A 16,646-nucleotide genomic window follows, 5' to 3' on the forward strand; every position below is an offset into this window, starting at 1 on the left:
ATCTCTTTGATCCGCTGTTCCAGTGGGGCCTGATCGGGTCGGCGAGACGTAAAGCGGTAGGTCTTGGGGTCAAACCTGATCACCGAGCAGGCCCGGCGAATGGAGACAGCCCAATCCGCGCGCATCTCATCGACCAGCGTCCTCTTCCGAGCAGGCCTCAGAGCTTTCGCTTGGTGATGCCATATGCAAGCGTTCCGATTAGATGAAAGCGTTGCCTGGGCAATGACGATCAGGACTTTGCGCACGTGGCCAAACGAAACTGGAATTCAACCGGTTCGTCTGTGCCCGATGACCAAGCGGAATTCTGCTCAGATTGAAGTCTCGCCGGTGTTTGAATCGACCAAGGCACGGTCGAAGCACACAGCACCGCAAGATGTGCGGGCAAGATGGCGGTAAGGAACGTACCCTTTTCAACCGCTACTTGCGAGCCAACCAATTGAGGTAGCCCTCAATGCTGCCTTGTCGCGCACGGGCCAGATCATCGTCCGATGGTGTGAGCGAACCAGCCTTGGACACCGTTTCTCTAAGCGCATCAGCTACGATATCTGCGTGACCAGGCGCTAAATTGCACGGATCGAGTTGGAAGTACCCGAGTTCAACCTCATGGTCTCTCACGACGATCGCTGGATCTCGTTGGCCCAGCGCGCGTGCTACCGTGGCGGCGGTTGTGCCCAGCACGTCTTCGCTAACATGAACCTGGAGCCTCTCAAGAGGATTTCCCGTTGGATCGGGAATTGGAAAGGCTCGAATACCCTCGATTCCATCAAGTGCTTGCTGCCAGAGCTCCAGCGCCGCTGTTTGTTCTTCTCGGATCGCATCATGATCAAGCCGTTGCCAGGCCTCCATCGCTGCGATTGCGCCAGCAATACTCTCTTTTCCAGCCTTCATGCCGCGGGCGATGCCAATGTTCTGCAAGTAGGCTGAGCGGACAAGATCGCGCTTGCCAGCGATTATGCCTGCGGTTGGACCACCCAGGAACTTTTGCGCTGAATACACAGCCAAATCCGCACCAGCATCGATGAAGCCCTTAAGGTCATACTCTGAGGCCCCATCAACAATGACCGGCACGCCCTTCGCGTGGGCAATCTCAATGAACCGTCCCAGTGGTATCTGACCATAGTGCACCACATGATGCGAAACGACGTACATCGCGGCCGCCGTCCTGTCTGTCAGCGCACCCTCGAGCTGATGGTCCATCGCCAAAGTTGACTGTCCAACTGGCCGCACCGTCGCGCCGGCCAGCTCAATGCCAGTTGAGACTGGAGCGCCATAGCCGCACAGATGGCCCAACTGAATGACGACCTCGTTCCTCTCGCCGGGCGCGGTCGGCAGGGCTTCTGCCCGGGCAGGATCCATCCCAGTCATGGTTGCGGCAACACACAGTGTAAGGCCGGCACTGGCCGACGCGGTTATGCAACCCGCTTCCGCACCAGTTAGCTCCGCTATGACGCGACTGGCGTGCGTTTGAAGGTCGTGAATTTTCACAAAGCGAGCCATCGTTGCCTCAACGGCTTCGCGAATATCCTTTCGAACGATGGAGCCGCCTAGCCCTGTCATCGTTCCCGAGACATTCACAAACCGCTGGTAGCCGTGGCGGTCGTGCCAGGCCCAATAGCGTTTGGGGTCTTCAAAGTCGGTCATTTCTCTGCCTTGCGAAGTCACTTGAAATTCTATTATTATGGAATAAAGGATTTGGAGAGTTTTCTATGGCCCCCAGGACCCGCACCAGCGGTATTGATCGTGCAATCCAGGTCATGGATATCTTGACCGAACGGCAAATGCCGATGACAGCGTACGATCTGGCAAAGTCAACGGGCGCCCCCGTCTCGACGATCTACCGTGTGGTGGATGAGTTGATTGAGCGCGACATGCTTTCCCGCAGCGACGGCAAGATGATCTGGCTGGGCCCTAGGCTGATGCGGTACGGCTTGGTCTACCGCTCCAAGATGGACATGTTTGCCGAAGCCAAAGCAGAGATGCGAGAGCTTAGCCGCAGAACGGGTGAAACGGTCCAGGTGTGCGCACGCGATGATATGATGATGGTTGTCATCGCCATGGCGGTTGGTGAAGGGCACTTCAGAGTGACCTCGGATGTTGGAACGCGCGTGCCTTTGAATTGGACAGCATCAGGCCGGCTCCTGCTCGGCCATCTGCCGGAAGACGAAAGACTGGCCATCTTCAAGGCTGCCGCCCGCCCCTCGCAAACGGGCATTGCGGACATTGATCCGATCGAGCTGTCTCGCCAATCGCGCGAAGACTATACACGCCGGCTGGCCCTCCAGATGGGAAACTCGGAGTACTCGGTCGCCTGTATTGCGGCCCCCATCCGTGACATCGATGGGGCCTGCGTGTCGACCATGTCGATCGTCCTGCCCGAGCAGCGCGTTCAGGAGCGTCTGGGCGAGCTGACAATTGAAGTTCAGCGTGCCGCCGAACTCGTCGAGCGGGCGCTTGGACGCAAACAGGCAGCCTAGATGCTGCGCAGCGGTCATTGCGGTACTTCGAAGATCGCTTCGATCTCGACTGTGATCTGATTGGGCAATGAGCTCACTCCGAACGATGAGCGGGCATGCACGCCGTCCTTGCCAAAGACCTCAGCGAACAGGTTCGACGCACCGTCGATGACATAGGGGTGGTTCGCAAAGTCTGACGTTGCGTTGACCAAGCCTAGCAGCTTGATGACCCCTGCGACGCCGTTTAGATCGCCAAGATTGTCCCTGAGCGCGGCAAGGATGTTGATTGCGACGAGCTTTGCATGCTCACGCGCGGCCTCCGAGGTAACATCAGCGCCAACCTTGCCCGTTAGCAGCCTACCATCAGACGTGACTGGACCTTGCCCTGAGACAAAGACGAGATGCCCCGAGCGTCGCACGTTGCAAAACGCGCCAATCGGAACAGGCGCTAGATCGGGCAACTCGATGCCCAATTGCGCCAAGCGGTCTTCTGGCGCATCCACGCGTTCCATAAGGGTCATGCGACTTCTCCCAAACGCTTGCAGTACGATTGATGTCCGGCGGAGATGAGGACAGCGTCGGGAACGCCATGCGCGCATTCTTCAGCTGCGTTAGGACACCGTGTTCGAAACACGCATCCCGATGGGGGCGCTAACGGGCTGGGAATATCGCCCTTCAGGATCGTCCGTTGGCGCGAGAGCGCAGGGTCAGGCAGCGGTATCGCGGACAAAAGGGCTCGGGTGTAGGGATGTGAGGGGCTCGAATAGAGCGGGCGCGACGGGCCGATCTCCACCACTTTGCCCAGATACATAACGACGATCTGATCGCAGAGGTACTCCACAACAGACAGATCATGCGCGATGAAGAGCATCGTCAGGTTTCGCTTTTCGCGCAGCTCGAGCAACAGGTTCAGCACCTGCGCCTGGATCGATACATCAAGGGCCGAAACGCTCTCGTCCGCCACGATGAAATCAGGTTCTAGGGCGAGCGCTCGGGCAATGCCGATGCGCTGTCTTTGCCCACCTGAAAACTCGTGCGGGAACCGGGTCATGTGATCGGCCTGGAGCCCCACCTCTTCAAGCAGAGAGGCCACACGATCACGACGCTCGGCGGGCGAACCAATGCCGTGCGCAACAAGCCCTTCAGCGATGATCGACTGAACCTTCATTCGAGGGTTCAGTGAAGAAACCGGGTCCTGAAAAATGATCTGCATGCGGCGACGAATGTCCCGCATCTGCGCCGGGCTAAGCGCGTTCAGGTCCTGCCCTTGGAAAAACGTCTGTCCCTCGGAAGGCTCAGTCAGCCGAAGAAGCGCGCGCCCAAGCGTGGTTTTCCCCGAGCCACTCTCGCCCACGAGACCGGTGATGGAGCCTTTAGGAATATCGAAGCTGACATCATTGACAGCGTTGACCGTTCCGCGCGCGGTCTCGAACCGCTTCGATAGGTGGCGTATGCTGATCAAAGGGTCTGACTTGGACCAAGGCTCGATTTCATACATGCGCGACGTCCTCCTCTGCCTTCACACAGGCGACCTGGTGTCCCGGCGCAATCTCGCGCAGGGACATCGGATGCCCGCAAGCCCCTGAGGCAAAGGAGCACCGGGGAGAAAAGGCACACCCTTCCGGCATGGCGTTGAGGGGAGGAACGGAGCCCGGGATGGATACCAGGAACTCATCTTCGCGGCGCCCCGGTTGCGGGATCGAAGCCAGAAGGCCCTGCGTATAGGGATGGCGGGTCTGAGCGAACAGGTCCTTTGCGGACGCCTGTTCAACCACGGCACCAGCGTACATCACGGCAACATCATCAGCCATCTCAGCGACCACACCCATGTCGTGGGTGATGAAGAGAATGGACATGCCCAGCTCCTTTTGGAGGCGGCGCATCAAGTCGAGAATTTGCGCTTGGATGGTGACGTCGAGAGCCGTTGTGGGCTCATCGGCGATCAGGAGCGCTGGATTGCAAACCATGGCAAGCGCAATCATGATCCGTTGGCGCATGCCGCCGGATAGCTCATGAGGATAGGTGTCCAGCCGTGACGCTGCCGCCGGGATCTCTACCAGCTCAAGCATTTCCAAGGTTCGCTTCCGGCGGGCGGCTGCGTCCATGGATCCGTGGAGCAGGAGCATTTCGCTGATCTGATCGCCCACCGTGAAGAGCGGATTGAGCGATGACATCGGCTCTTGGAAGATCATCGCTATCTCAGCACCGCGCATCTCGCGCAGTTCTTGCTCACTCGATCCCGTCAAATCGAGCGGATTGCCGTCTCGGCGTCGGTATCGAATGCGGCCGCCGGTGACGGATCCGTTCCTGGGAAGCAGCCCCATGATCGCGAGCGACGTCACCGACTTGCCTGAGCCCGACTCCCCAACAAGAGCAAGTGTTTTGCCAGCATGAAGCTGGAAACTCACTTCGCGCAGGGCCGTCACGCTTCCGCGGTTGGAGCGGAAAGCGACTTGCAAGCTCGAGACGTCGAGTACCAGATCGGTATCGGTCATGCGCCTCTCCGAGCAGCATGTTCAACGCTTGTGCCGATGACGGTCATCTGCGGGGCAAACATGGAGGTCAACACCAAGGTGTTGCCCTGGCTGTCCGTTGCTTCAACGTTGGTCTCCTCCACCTCAAAGATCGTGAAATCGGCCGTCATTCCAGGCGTCAGCCCATCGCTTCCGCTGAGCCCCAGCATGCGCCTCGGTCTATCCGTTGACGAAGCGATGCACTCCTCCAACGGGAGGCCGACTGCGAGCAGCTTCGACATCGTTGTCGCCATATCGTGGACTGGGCCGTCTATGTTCCGACGATGCAAATCGGTTGAGATCGAGAACGGCGTCAGACCAGCTGCCATGGACTGGCGGGCCACTTCAAAGTCGAAGGACGCCACGCCATGGCCGATGTCCATCCGGACGCCCCTATCAGCCAGCCTTTGTGCGTGTTCGAACAAGGCGTTGGTGTCTCGGATGGACCCTGCACGCTTCCCATTGAAACAGTGTGTGACGATGTCACCTGGTCCTAAGATATCGAAGACCTCATCAAGCAACGGCGGTGGTTCACCGACATGGGCCATAAGAGGCAGGCCCGAAATCTCCGCGATGCGTTTGGCTATTTTCGCAGGCGTGATGCCCCAGCCACCGACAATGACCCCGCTGGCCCGCACTTTAACGCCGCAGATAACATCACGATTGGCCTCGATGACATCGAGCGTTCGGTCGACATCAATGGAACGCAGATCAATGAGCTCGGACACGCGGTTGCAGGCGACCAAGCCAATCGATCCAATGTTCAGAAAGGCTTTGATTGTCTCAGAATGCGGCTCGATGACGTATTCGCGCAGCCCGTGAAAGTTGGCCTCGCCGGCGGACCCTGCATCGGCCATCGCCGTGACCCCGGTTGATCGACCGGCCTGACTGGCGCGAACGGAAATGTCCGTACCACCATGCCAAACGTGAACATGCAGGTCACACCAACCCGGCGAGAGATAAGCGCCATTGCAATCAATGAGCCTCGCGCTAGCGTCAGCCTCATGCGCGACGTTTCCAGCTGCATCGACATGAATCTCCGATGACGTCTCATCGAAGCCGATTGCGCGAAAGTTTGTGAGCGTGAGCGCCATGGTCACAAGTCCTTGGCCAGTCTCGGATCAAGCGCATCGCGCAAACCATCGCCGATGAGCTGAAGCGCGAGCACCGAGATGGAGATGGCGAGGCCCGGGAAAAGGATCAAAAACGCCGCCTGATCGATGAACTGGCGCCCTTCGTTGATCATCGTTCCCCAAGTGGGCGTGGATGGATCGACGCCAACACCAAGGAAGGACAAACCAGCTTCGGCCAACATGGCGTAGGCAAAAATGAAGGTTGCCTGGACGATGATCGGCGACAGAATGTTCCGCAGCACATGGCTTGTCATGATCGTCCAGGTTGACGAGCCCAGCGCCCTTGCGGCTTCGACGTAGGGGAGCTCTCGGATAACAAGCGTGGAAGCCCGAACAACGCGGGCAATGCGGGGTGCGTAGACAATGGATAGCGCTAGGATGACGTTGATCATCGACCCGCCCAAGATCGCCACCAACGCAATCGCGAGAAGGATGTCGGGAAAGGCCATCATCGCGTCGATCAAGCGAGAGAGCGGTCCATCGAGGCGCCTGAAGAAGCCTGCAAAAAGCCCAATGGCCATTCCGACCACGGACGACAGGATTGCGACCCCGAGCCCAATTGTCAGCGATACTTGGCCTGCATAGAGCAGCCGAGACGCCACATCGCGTCCGAAGGCGTCGGCCCCGAGCAAGAAGTCAGCGCCCGGTGGGGTTAATCGCGCACGAACGGACATCGCTTCGGGATTGGCCGGTGCAATGAGCAACGCTAAGGCGCAAAGGCTCACGATGGCGACGAACGCGATCAGCGCAAACAGAACGGTGCGCCTGGAAAACAACAGCATCAAAAACTTTGGCTCGTCGGAGAGTGCGGACGCGGCCATCGGCTTAATACTTCACGCGTTTGTCGACGACCAGGTAGAGCAGGTCCGTGAGCAGATTGATGATCACATACAGCGATGCGACGACGATGAGCGTCCCTTGGATAACCGGGTAATCCCGGCGCAGAACGGCACTCACCACCAAGTTCCCCATCCCCGGGATGTTGAAGACGCGCTCCGTCACCACCGCTCCGGACACGAGCAGCGCAAAGGTGAGACCGACAACCGTGATGATCGGGATAGCTGCATTCTTAAGCGCATGGCGCAGAACAACGCGGCGCTCCGACATGCCTTTTGAACGCGCGGTGCGGATATAATCCTCGCCCAAAATATCGAGCATGGACGCACGCGTGAACCGCAGGATCAGCGCTGAATTGACGATCCCCAGGACAATGGATGGCAGCACAAGATAGCCCATGCGCTCGAAGAAGGTGGCGTCTGGCCCACCATATCCGGAAGCGGGGAACCAACCGAGCTCTGTTGCCAGATAGCGCTGGAACATGAGCCCCGTCCAAAAACTGGGTATCGACGCCGCCAGCATCGCCAGTGAGATAGCGCTTTGATCGAGGAAAGAACCGCGCCGATAGGCTGCATAAATGCCAATCGGTGTCGCTATGATCAGTGCAATCAGCAAAGAAAACACGGACAAGAAAATCGTTGGTTCAGCGCGGCGCACAAGCACGTCGGTGACCGGTTGATTGAAGAAGATCGACGTCCCAAGGTCGCCTTGGACAGCGTTTAAAACGAACGTAGCATATTGAACGGGTATCGGACGATCGAGCCCTAGCCGCGCTCGAAGCTCTTGTGCATCCTCAACCGTGGCTACAGGTCCCAGCATCAGCGCGGCGGGGTCACCAGGCGCCAACCGCACAATGATGAAAGCGATTGTGAGGACCAAAAAGATAACCACGACCATGCCGAAAAGCCGTCGCAGAATGTAATTGGTCATGGTCGCCGCCTGGTAGGAGGAGAGTTCGGGGTATTCGGCCCGCACATGCATGCGCGGGCCCAAAGTCTAGCGCTTATTCGGCGCTTGCGTTCCAGAAGAATGGCCAGGGGGTCGGTGCAACGCCCTCAACGCCGGCGGCGATACCGGACAGAGCATTGAAGCCGCCAATCTTGATGAAGCCGACGTCCTCAAAAACCTGCTCCTGCAAATCTGCGAACAGCTCCTGGCGACGCGCCGTGTCCGTCTCGGTTGTAAAAGAGGCCAGGATCGCGTCCTTCTCCGGGTTTGACCAGCCAAGGCGCGAGCTGGCTGCATAGAGGCTTGTCAGGGCAGGCTCTGGCAGGAATGGTGAGTGGGTAATGTAGATGTCCCACAAGGCCGGGTCGTTGCGGCGCTGACCGAGAGTGGCCCAATCCACGACATCCATCTGGACGGTGAAACCTGCCGCTTCCAAGGCAAGCTTAGCAACCTCAGCCATCTTGAAGTGGAAGTCGAACTGGCGTGAGGTCAGAATGCGCAGCGGCGTTCCGTCATACCCTGCTGCTTCGAGCAGGGCGCCTGCGGCGGCCTGATCGTTTTGATTGTACAGCTCGGTCCCCGCATCGTTGCGCCACGACCAGCCCTCCGGATACATCGGCCCATCAACAACAAAAAAGTTATCGTCGCCGAACGCGGCGAACAGCATATCATCAATAGGCAGAGCAGCCTGCAAGGCCTGACGCAACGGCAGATCGGTCAGAAGGCCCGCCTTGTGATTGATGGCGAAGATCGGCCACCCAAACGGGCGGAGTAACAGCGGTTCAGCCGCATCGCTGTCAGAAATTCGAGCGAAGCTTTCGGCGGGAAGACTTTCCGCAAAGTGGAACTGGCCCGACAGAAGCCCTTCAACGCGGGTGTTGGGGTCGGGAACCGGCAGGAACCGGATTTCATCGGCCACTTGCATGCGAGCACCGGCAGCCCCGCTGGATGGCTCATCGCGAGAGACATAGCCATCAAACCTTACGAGTTGCAGGTACTGGTCCGGCACGTGCTCGGCGATCCGGTAGGGCCCCGTGCCGATTACCTCGTCAATGGTCTCGCCAATGATTTCTTCCGGGTAGACCACAGCTGCCGAATTGGAGAACGCCAACAAGGAGAGCAGAGGGGAATACGGCTCGTTCATGGTGATGGTGACTTCGTAGTCGCCTGTCGCATCGACGGACGCCACCGTGTCAGCGACGCCTCGTCCACGCGTTGCGACTTCAAGCCAGCGATTGAGAGAAGCAACCACGTCCGCAGAATCCATGGAAGAACCATCGTGGAACGTGATGCCCTGGCGTATTCCGATCGTGTAGGTCAGCCCGTCATCGCTTATGGTTGGCAGTCCTGTCGCCAGCAGTGGCGCCACATTCCAATTTTCATCGAACGTGTAGAGGGTCTCGACGAAGTGCTGTGTGACCACGCTGACAACATCTTTGGTCGAAATCATCGGATCGAATGTGTCGGCCTCACCAACAATGGCGACGTCGATCGAGGTTTGGGCATGGGCCGGTACGGCGAATGCCGTCGTGGCCAGCAGGGCAACGGCCAACGAGGACCGCCTGGAAAACGCGAATGCCATAGCAAAACTCCCTTATAATGGAATAACTTCCAAAATAAGGCTATTTAGGTCGTCTCAGGCTGTCAAGCGTTGCTTGCTGGGCCGAAAACCAAGCCTTACGCCTCAATGGGGCGCTTGTTTGCAGCATCATGCCTGCTTCAACAAAGGCGAATTTGTATCACTGGAAGCACGAGCGTGAGTGATCCCAGGCTGCCGCTGCTGCGGATCGGGGCAAGCTGCCAAGAGTGGACCGAGCAACTGATCGTGACCGCTACTGTTTTGCTGTCGGTCTGGATTGGTTGTTTCCCGCAGTTTCCAAGACCAATGGTTTTCAGCGCACCCAACGGATTTCGGGAAAGATGGCTCACTGCCGTTGTCTGCAAATGCGATTAGCCGTCTCATCCGCAGCAAAGCACGAGCCAGGGCAAAGCTAGGTCAGCAGTCTTCTGGCCGCGTTGCGCGCGTGATCGGCGACGGTCGCATCCTTTGTGACGAGCGCGGCGACGATCGCGCCGTCGATGAGAAGCGCCAGCTCATGCGTCAGACCTTCGGGATCTTCGGGACGCACATCGGCGGTCAGGCTGGTGATTTTATTCAACACAATCGTCTTGTGCTGGATCGTTAGCAGCCGGATACGGTCATCTTCCTTATCGTGTTCGCCGACAGCATTGATGAAGGGGCAACCATAGAAGCTGTCTTCCTGGAACCAACGCTTAAGCACAGCGAACACGTGCAGCAGCTTTTCGGCTGGCGCTCCATCGTAGGCGTCTATTTCGTTGGAGAACCAATCGCGCCAGCTCTGGCCCTCATGCGCAAGGACAGCCTCAATCAAACCCTCTTTGGAGCCGAAGGCTTTGTAGAGCGTGGTCTTGGCTGTACCCGCTGCCTCAACAATGCTGTCCACACCGGTCGCATTGATCCCGTATCGACAGAAAAGATCGCAGGCGGCCAAAAGCAGTCGTTCGCGCGCCGCGCCGCTATGGTGAGGAATATTCTTGGCCATCACTGTCGACACATCAGCCATTTTCGACCTCCTTTTTGGCGAACTGGCTCCCGGACCTACTATCCGGGGAAATAGCGCTACTCAATGCGCTGGCTATTTTATGGGTAGGTGAACCTGAGGTTCACCATGTGCAAAAAGGCGGCGGCTGCGCCACCCATAGGCACGATCTGGGTGCATCAGATTGATCTGCCCGAAGCTTTCGAAAAAACGCAATCGCATATCTAAATGTCTGAATGCATTGGAATAATCCGCCTTGAATAAAGGTTGGCATGCGTAATGCAATGAGGGAAACAGAAAGGTTTGTTTCCTATGGATCCGGAGTTATGCATGACTTCAGCGCATGTCCAAGTCTCAGGCGTCAATCACATCTACAAGCGTGGTCAGACCCCGGCGCTGAGTGACATTTCCTTCGACGTTCAACCAGGCGAAGTATTGGGGCTTGTGGGTCGCTCGGGCTGCGGCAAGTCCACCCTCCTGCACATTATGGCTGGTCTCATGTCGCCCACCCGCGGTGAGATTCGCGTTGATGGAAAACGGGTCACGGAGCCATCCCCCAAGTGGGTGATGATGTTTCAAAAGCCATCGCTCTTTCCCTGGATGACCGTAACCCAAAGCGTGGCTTTGGGCTTGAAGTTCACCAACCGCTCGCACGAGATCGCCAAGCGGGTCCCGGAACTTTTGGAACTGGTCGAGCTTTCCGACTATGCGGACCGAAACGTCCAAGACCTTTCAGGCGGACAACAACAGCGCGTCGCGCTTGCGCGTTCGCTGGCGCTCAGGCCTGAGGTCCTCTTCCTGGATGAGCCGTTCTCGGCCCTCGATGCATTTACCCGTGCGAGCCTTCAGCGCGATGTCAGGCGGATCGCCAAAGACCTCGACATCACCGTCGTTCTGGTCACCCACGATCTGGCTGAGGCAGTCATTATGGCCGAACGGGCGATCGTTTTGACCGCCAATCCTGGGCGTATCAGTTCAACCGTTCCCATTAACTTGGAGAATCGCGACGACCTCCGCTCAGGCGAGTATGCAGCTGCACGCGCCAGGTTGAACAAAGCTTATGAGCGCGCAGCCGGTCTGGAGTTAGACGGTGCCGGTAGGGGCGACGCAAACGAAGGCGAAGCCGCCCACAAGCTCAACACGTCACTTCCCAAAGCCTCTCCCTCCCTTTCCGCGAGCCCGACGGGCGAGCGAACGGTGGCCCTGTGAACACGAGTTTTTGAAAGGATACCCCATGACGGACCGCAAACAAGAAACATCGGACGCTCATTCTCTCGTCGACGAGTACGCCAAGACCGATTTCACCCGTCGTCAAACGCTCGACATGTTTGCAGCTGGCGGACTGATGACCGCGCTCGCACCGCTTATCGGCGCAATGAACTCTCCTGCCTTTGCGTCTGCAGACGATGAGGTTGTCCGAGCAGGCTACATTCCCATCACAGACGCAACAGCGCTCCTGGTTGCTCACGGCATGGGCTATTTCGCCGATGAGGGACTCGAGGCCGAGCGCCCGACGCTCATCCGCGGTTGGTCACCATTGGTTGAAGGCTTCGTCGCGGGTCGCTTCAACCTTGTACACCTGTTGAAGCCGATCCCCGTTTGGATGCGCTACAACAACAACATCCCCGTCAAGGTCATGGCCTGGGCACACACCAACGGGTCCGGCCTCGTTGTCGGTGGCCACACCGACATAACGGACTTCAGCCAGTTGGGTGGCAAGCAGGTCGCAGTGCCGTTCTGGTACTCTATGCACAATATCGTGCTGCAGTACGCGCTTCGCCAGTCTGGCGTTGTGCCGGTCATCAAGAGTCAGGATGAACCGCTCGCGGCCAACGAGTGCAATCTGCAAATTCTGCCGCCGCCGGAGATGCCTGCAGCGCTCGCCGGTCAGAAGATTGACGCTTACATCGTGGCTGAACCGTTCAACGCAATGGGCGAGCTGCGCGCTGGCGCGACCATGCTTCGCTTCACCGGTGACATCTGGAAGAACCATCCGTGCTGCGTGATCTGCATGCACGAGCAGGTCACCTCCGAAAAGCAGGAGTGGACCCAAAAGGTGGTCAACGCGGTGGTCCGCGCGCAGGTCTATGCGTCTCAGAACAAGTCTGAAGTGGCCCGGCTCATGTCGCGAGATGGCGAGGGCTATCTGCCCATGCCCGCAGCGGTCGTTGAGCGGGCGATGACGCTCTACGGCGAGGAAAACAGCTACACCGAGAGCGGCGCGATCAAGCACGCGAGTGACTGGGGCAATGGCCGTATCGACTTCCAGCCTTGGCCCTATCCTTCGGCGACCAAGCTCATCGTTGAAGAGATGAACAAGACCATTGTTGGTGGCGACACCACCTTCCTGGACGGTCTCGACCCGCAGTTCGTGTCCGATGATCTGGTGAACTACGACTACGTGCGCAACGCGCTGGAACTCTACCCCGATTGGAAAAACGACCCGTCGGTCAATCCTGACGATCCGTTCAACCGGGAGGAAGTCCTCGCGCTATGACAACGGACGTCTCCTTGAACGATCCTGCCTCCCTGAGCGGTGGCCAGCCCGCGGACATCGTCGACGATGGCGATGGCGATCACGGAGCCTCGCGCGAAGCAGGATCGTTTAAAGCGCTCTACAACTTGCTCTACGCAGCCATTGGCATGGGCCTGCTGTTCGGGCTCTGGTGGCTTGGGGGCTACGTCATCGCCAACGACCCAAGCATGTTTGCGTTCGCCGATTTTGCGCCGGGCCCGGCCATCAGCCGCTTCGTGGACATGATCTCAAGCGGCGAAGCCTGGGCCATGACGTGGCCAAGCCTGCAACGTGTCATGCAGGGCCTTATCATTGCGATCGCCATCGGGGTGCCTGTCGGTATCCTCGTCGGTCGTGTGGCCGTCATCCGAGAGATCACAAACATCCCGTTTCAGTTTTTGCGGATGATCTCGCCGCTATCGTGGATGCCGCTGGCCGTGATGGCCTTCACAACCTGGGACGGGGCGATCGTGTTTCTTATCGCCGTGGCGGCGGTCTGGCCGATCCTGTTCTCAACCGCGGCCGGTTTGCGACGGGTTGAGCCGGACTGGTTCAAGGTGGCACGCAATCTTGGTGCTCGGCCCTGGCATATGCTGTTCACGATCATTCTGCCGGCTATCTCGCAGGACATCCTGACCGGTGTTCGGCTGGCGCTGGGTGTGGCGTGGATCGTGCTCGTCCCCGCCGAATATCTCGGTGTCACGTCTGGGCTTGGCTACGCCATCAACGATGCGCGCGACACGCTCGAATACGACCGGCTGGCGGCCACCGTCATCGTCATTGGAATTATTGGATTTGCTTTGGATTTCGCCTGCCAGCAGACGATCGCAAGGCTCAGTTGGCATCGCTCGTGAGAGGCGATGCTCAACGCATCTGCCCCCTTAAACACATGGAGGAAACACATGTCTCAACCTGCAACCGCCCTCACTGGCTGCCTCGCCCCCATCTCTAAAGATGGCCTGGACGCGCTGATCGCCAAAGGCAAAGCCGATCCCAAGGCCGTTAAAACGCTGAAGTGCAAGACTGTTGCGGAGGGTCGTTTCCGGCACGCCAATTACATCCGCGATCTTGAGCCATACATCGTTGATGAGCCACCGGGCCTGTTAGGTGACGATACCGCCCCGAACCCATCGGAAGCGTCGCTTGCTGCACTGGGCTCCTGTGTCGCCGTTGGCTTACACGCCAACGCCGTCGCACGCGGCATCACCGTCAAGAAGCTCGAGATCGCGCTTGAGGGCGACCTCAATATCACGGCGGTCTGGGGGACCGGTGACGTCTCTGAGAAGCCCGTTGGTTTCACTGACGTGCGGATCATCGTGGACATGGAAGGCGACTGCCCCAAGGAAGAAATCGACGAGTTGGTGCAGCACGTCATCCAATGGTCGCCTGTTTTCAACACATTCTCTCGTCCGGTGAACATGGTCGCTGAGACTGTCTAATGCCCGACTGCGCCCTGTTCTCGCTTCAACTGAAAGCAGGGCGCAAACGTTCCCCCCAAGAGCCGGAGACCAGGCATGAACATTGTGACCCCAATCAAGACCAACGATCTTTCAGAGATTAAGGCAATCACGGATTCCGATTTGAAGGCGATTGCTCGAAAGATTGATGAGGAGCGTTTCTATCCTGAGGACATCATGCGCGCGCTTGGCGGTGCCGGGGCCTATGGCAGCCACTTGAGTGGCCGCAACGGAAAGGTCGATGTCAGTCATGCAATTCTCGCCATGGCTTCCGCCGCCGAGCACTGTCTGTCGACGGCGTTTTGCATGTGGTGCCAAGACACGCTCGGTTGGTACATTTCATCGTCCGACAATGAGTTCCTGAAAACTGAAATCCTGCCGAAGATCGCCCAGGGTAAATCGCTTGGGGGGACAGGCATGTCCAACCCGATGAAGGCACTTGCTGACATCGAAAAGATGCGCCTGAAGGGTACGCGCGTCGAAGGCGGATACATCGTCAAAGGATCGCTTCCGTGGGTCTCGAACCTCTTGGAAGACGGCTACTTCGGGACGATGTTCCACGCAGAGGTTGAAGGCGAAGCTCAACCCAAGCGGGTCATGGCCATCTTTCATGCCGAGTGGGAAGGTCTGAACTTACGTCTGGACCACGATTTCGTGGCGATGGGCGGCACTGCCACCCAAGCGATCCAAATGCGGGAGGTGTTCCTTCCCAACGACTATATCCTTGCAGATCCTGCCGATCAATTCATCAAGGATATGCGCCCCGGCTTCGTGCTCATGCAGTGCGGAATGGCCGCCGGGATCATCCGCAACTGCATTGATCTGATCAAAAAGGTTGAGGGGCCGCTTGGGCATGTGAACCAGTATCTAGAAAAGCAATCTTCAGACCTTGAGGCTGACTATAAGGCGCTTCTCGACGAAGTTCTGGAGCTGGCCAAGACGCCCTACGATACGTCCAACAGCTTCTTTAAGCGGGTCTTGAAGGCCAGGCTAAAGGGCGGCGAGTTGGCGGTCGAAGCTGCGCACTGGGCTCAGCTCCACTGCGGTGCTCGCGGCTATGTCTCCAATGGCACAGCGCAGCGTCGGCTGCGTGAAGCGTATTTCGTCGCAATCGTCACGCCGGCGACCAAGCATTTGCGCAAAATGATCGCTGAAATGGACGCTTGAAAACTTGGCGCTTCAGCGCGGCACACGCGCCTCGCGGGCGAAGCCAAAAAACAAAACGAACACAACATGCAGAGGACAATTGACATGGAAAGCGCGCTTGTTTCTTCAGTCGACCTCAAGTCGATGATTGATGCCGGATCAGCAGTTGTTATCGATACGCGGGACCCGGCTAGCTTCAAGGCTGGGCACATTCCAGGTGCGGTCAATATGCACGACATCTTCACCTTCCTAGCGACGTCCGATCCGGCTGGTATGGCTGAAGTAAAAGACAAGTTTGCCGGTGAGTTCGCCGCAGCGGGCCTCGATGGTACCAAGACAGCGGTTATCTACGAGGCGTCAATGGACACCGGCTTCGGCCAGTCGTGCCGGGGCTATTACCTCCTTTCCTTTCTCGGCTATCCGAAAATCAAAGTCCTCCACGGCGGCTATGCAGCCTGGGCGACAGCCGGTCTGCCCATCTCAACGGAGGTCGAGACTCCAACGCCAGGCGGCTTTGAGGTCGATCCGACCGCGTCATCTATCATGATGGACAAGGAAGACATGATGGCAGCCATCTCTGATGGCTCTTCCGTCATCCTCGACGTTCGGGACGCCGATGAATGGATAGCGGAATCCTCGTCCCCCTATGGCAAGGACTTCTGCCCGCGGAAAGGACGCATACCAGGCGCCGTCTGGATTGAATGGTATCGCATGATGAAGCCGACCGCCGAGGGCTCAGTCCTGAAGTCGAAAAGTGAAATCCTTGCAGAGTGCGCAACGGTGGGCATCAAGCCGGACACACCCGTCAAGCTCTATTGCTTTAAAGGCGCGCGCGCCTCCAACACCTTCGTGGCACTCAAAGAAGCGGGCGTGAAAGACGTCTCCATTTATTTTGGTTCTTGGAACGAATGGTCGCGCGATCCAGCCCTACCGATTGAAGAGGGCCTGCCCTACTAGCCCTAGTTGAAGCTCTGGCGTCGTTGTTCACAAACCAGACCTCAGTCCAACGCCCTGCGTGGATTTGAGCGCCCGCAAGACCCTTCGGGGGCGCTCATCTTCTCACGACCCAAGTTTTCACAGTTT

Annotated in this window: 16 protein-coding genes and 1 pseudogene; 7 read left to right on the forward strand and 10 right to left on the reverse strand. The window is 58.1% G+C overall.

Annotated features, from left to right (window positions below; all coding sequences use genetic code 11):
- Positions 1-173: pseudogene (locus tag AAF739_06245) on the reverse strand (IS3 family transposase).
- A gap of 244 nt (positions 174-417) precedes the next feature.
- Positions 418-1,641: an aminotransferase class V-fold PLP-dependent enzyme gene (locus tag AAF739_06250; GenBank protein MEM6382258.1), complete on the reverse strand. Its 1,224-nt coding sequence runs from the start codon at positions 1,639-1,641 to the stop codon at positions 418-420.
- Positions 1,642-1,706: 65 nt separating this feature from the next.
- Between AAF739_06250 and AAF739_06255 the strand changes: the two genes are divergently transcribed.
- A complete protein-coding gene (locus tag AAF739_06255; protein ID MEM6382259.1) occupies positions 1,707-2,474 on the forward strand; it encodes an IclR family transcriptional regulator in 768 nt (255 codons plus the stop codon).
- Between the two features lie 14 nt (positions 2,475-2,488).
- Here the strand turns inward: AAF739_06255 and AAF739_06260 are convergent, their stop codons facing one another.
- The 8 genes from AAF739_06260 to AAF739_06295 all read right to left on the reverse strand — a co-directional run bounded on the left by AAF739_06260 (position 2,489) and on the right by AAF739_06295 (position 10,469).
- Positions 2,489-2,974 (reverse strand): RidA family protein, encoded by a 486-nt coding sequence (locus AAF739_06260; GenBank protein ID MEM6382260.1) that lies wholly within the window; start codon positions 2,972-2,974, stop codon positions 2,489-2,491.
- The gene (locus AAF739_06265) at positions 2,971-3,951 is read right to left on the reverse strand and encodes an ABC transporter ATP-binding protein (GenBank protein MEM6382261.1); all 981 of its coding nucleotides are present in this window, start codon (positions 3,949-3,951) and stop codon (positions 2,971-2,973) included. Before AAF739_06265 ends, AAF739_06260 begins: the two co-directional genes overlap by 4 nt.
- A complete protein-coding gene (locus AAF739_06270; protein ID MEM6382262.1) occupies positions 3,944-4,948 on the reverse strand; it encodes an ABC transporter ATP-binding protein in 1,005 nt (334 codons plus the stop codon). Before AAF739_06270 ends, AAF739_06265 begins: the two co-directional genes overlap by 8 nt.
- A complete protein-coding gene (locus AAF739_06275) occupies positions 4,945-6,060 on the reverse strand; it encodes an amidohydrolase/deacetylase family metallohydrolase (GenBank protein MEM6382263.1) in 1,116 nt (371 codons plus the stop codon). The genes AAF739_06270 and AAF739_06275 overlap by 4 nt, the downstream gene beginning before the upstream one ends.
- A gap of 2 nt (positions 6,061-6,062) precedes the next feature.
- Positions 6,063-6,920, reverse strand: coding sequence for an ABC transporter permease (locus AAF739_06280; GenBank protein MEM6382264.1), 858 nt, complete (start codon positions 6,918-6,920; stop codon positions 6,063-6,065).
- A 4-nt stretch (positions 6,921-6,924) separates the two neighbouring features.
- On the reverse strand, positions 6,925-7,866 hold the full coding sequence (locus AAF739_06285) for an ABC transporter permease (GenBank protein MEM6382265.1): 942 nt from the start codon (positions 7,864-7,866) through the stop codon (positions 6,925-6,927).
- 73 nt (positions 7,867-7,939) lie between these two features.
- The gene (locus tag AAF739_06290) at positions 7,940-9,466 is read right to left on the reverse strand and encodes an ABC transporter substrate-binding protein (protein ID MEM6382266.1); all 1,527 of its coding nucleotides are present in this window, start codon (positions 9,464-9,466) and stop codon (positions 7,940-7,942) included.
- 409 nt (positions 9,467-9,875) lie between these two features.
- On the reverse strand, positions 9,876-10,469 hold the full coding sequence (locus AAF739_06295; GenBank protein ID MEM6382267.1) for a TetR/AcrR family transcriptional regulator: 594 nt from the start codon (positions 10,467-10,469) through the stop codon (positions 9,876-9,878).
- A 306-nt stretch (positions 10,470-10,775) separates the two neighbouring features.
- Here AAF739_06295 and AAF739_06300 point away from each other — a divergent pair, with 306 nt between their 5' ends.
- The 6 genes from AAF739_06300 to AAF739_06325 all read left to right on the forward strand — a co-directional run bounded on the left by AAF739_06300 (position 10,776) and on the right by AAF739_06325 (position 16,520).
- Complete coding sequence (locus tag AAF739_06300; protein MEM6382268.1) at positions 10,776-11,654, forward strand: ABC transporter ATP-binding protein; 879 nt, start codon at positions 10,776-10,778, stop codon at positions 11,652-11,654.
- 25 nt (positions 11,655-11,679) lie between these two features.
- Complete coding sequence (locus AAF739_06305) at positions 11,680-12,942, forward strand: ABC transporter substrate-binding protein (protein ID MEM6382269.1); 1,263 nt, start codon at positions 11,680-11,682, stop codon at positions 12,940-12,942.
- Positions 12,939-13,814 carry an ABC transporter permease gene (locus AAF739_06310; GenBank protein MEM6382270.1) on the forward strand — a complete coding sequence of 292 codons (876 nt, stop codon included), beginning with the start codon at positions 12,939-12,941 and terminating at the stop codon, positions 13,812-13,814. The genes AAF739_06305 and AAF739_06310 overlap by 4 nt, the downstream gene beginning before the upstream one ends.
- 48 nt (positions 13,815-13,862) lie before the next feature.
- Complete coding sequence (locus tag AAF739_06315) at positions 13,863-14,399, forward strand: OsmC family protein (protein MEM6382271.1); 537 nt, start codon at positions 13,863-13,865, stop codon at positions 14,397-14,399.
- A 75-nt stretch (positions 14,400-14,474) separates the two neighbouring features.
- Positions 14,475-15,584, forward strand: coding sequence for an acyl-CoA dehydrogenase family protein (locus AAF739_06320; protein ID MEM6382272.1), 1,110 nt, complete (start codon positions 14,475-14,477; stop codon positions 15,582-15,584).
- A gap of 84 nt (positions 15,585-15,668) precedes the next feature.
- Entirely contained in the window at positions 15,669-16,520 is an 852-nt protein-coding gene (locus AAF739_06325) for a sulfurtransferase (GenBank protein MEM6382273.1), read from the forward strand.
- Positions 16,521-16,646: the final 126 nt, after the last annotated feature.

Source organism: Pseudomonadota bacterium, from assembly GCA_039024915.1.
Classification (GTDB): Bacteria; Pseudomonadota; Alphaproteobacteria; order Rhizobiales; family MH13; genus MH13.

Coding starts and splice junctions, on each gene's coding strand:
- AAF739_06250 (MEM6382258.1), bottom strand. CDS start 1,641: ATGACCGACTTTGAAGACCCCAAACGCTATTGGGCCTGGCACGACCGC.
- AAF739_06255 (MEM6382259.1), top strand. CDS start 1,707: ATGGCCCCCAGGACCCGCACCAGCGGTATTGATCGTGCAATCCAGGTC.
- AAF739_06260 (MEM6382260.1), bottom strand. CDS start 2,974: ATGACCCTTATGGAACGCGTGGATGCGCCAGAAGACCGCTTGGCGCAA.
- AAF739_06265 (MEM6382261.1), bottom strand. CDS start 3,951: ATGTATGAAATCGAGCCTTGGTCCAAGTCAGACCCTTTGATCAGCATA.
- AAF739_06270 (MEM6382262.1), bottom strand. CDS start 4,948: ATGACCGATACCGATCTGGTACTCGACGTCTCGAGCTTGCAAGTCGCT.
- AAF739_06275 (MEM6382263.1), bottom strand. CDS start 6,060: ATGGCGCTCACGCTCACAAACTTTCGCGCAATCGGCTTCGATGAGACG.
- AAF739_06280 (MEM6382264.1), bottom strand. CDS start 6,920: ATGGCCGCGTCCGCACTCTCCGACGAGCCAAAGTTTTTGATGCTGTTG.
- AAF739_06285 (MEM6382265.1), bottom strand. CDS start 7,866: ATGACCAATTACATTCTGCGACGGCTTTTCGGCATGGTCGTGGTTATC.
- AAF739_06290 (MEM6382266.1), bottom strand. CDS start 9,466: ATGGCATTCGCGTTTTCCAGGCGGTCCTCGTTGGCCGTTGCCCTGCTG.
- AAF739_06295 (MEM6382267.1), bottom strand. CDS start 10,469: ATGGCTGATGTGTCGACAGTGATGGCCAAGAATATTCCTCACCATAGC.
- AAF739_06300 (MEM6382268.1), top strand. CDS start 10,776: ATGACTTCAGCGCATGTCCAAGTCTCAGGCGTCAATCACATCTACAAG.
- AAF739_06305 (MEM6382269.1), top strand. CDS start 11,680: ATGACGGACCGCAAACAAGAAACATCGGACGCTCATTCTCTCGTCGAC.
- AAF739_06310 (MEM6382270.1), top strand. CDS start 12,939: ATGACAACGGACGTCTCCTTGAACGATCCTGCCTCCCTGAGCGGTGGC.
- AAF739_06315 (MEM6382271.1), top strand. CDS start 13,863: ATGTCTCAACCTGCAACCGCCCTCACTGGCTGCCTCGCCCCCATCTCT.
- AAF739_06320 (MEM6382272.1), top strand. CDS start 14,475: ATGAACATTGTGACCCCAATCAAGACCAACGATCTTTCAGAGATTAAG.
- AAF739_06325 (MEM6382273.1), top strand. CDS start 15,669: ATGGAAAGCGCGCTTGTTTCTTCAGTCGACCTCAAGTCGATGATTGAT.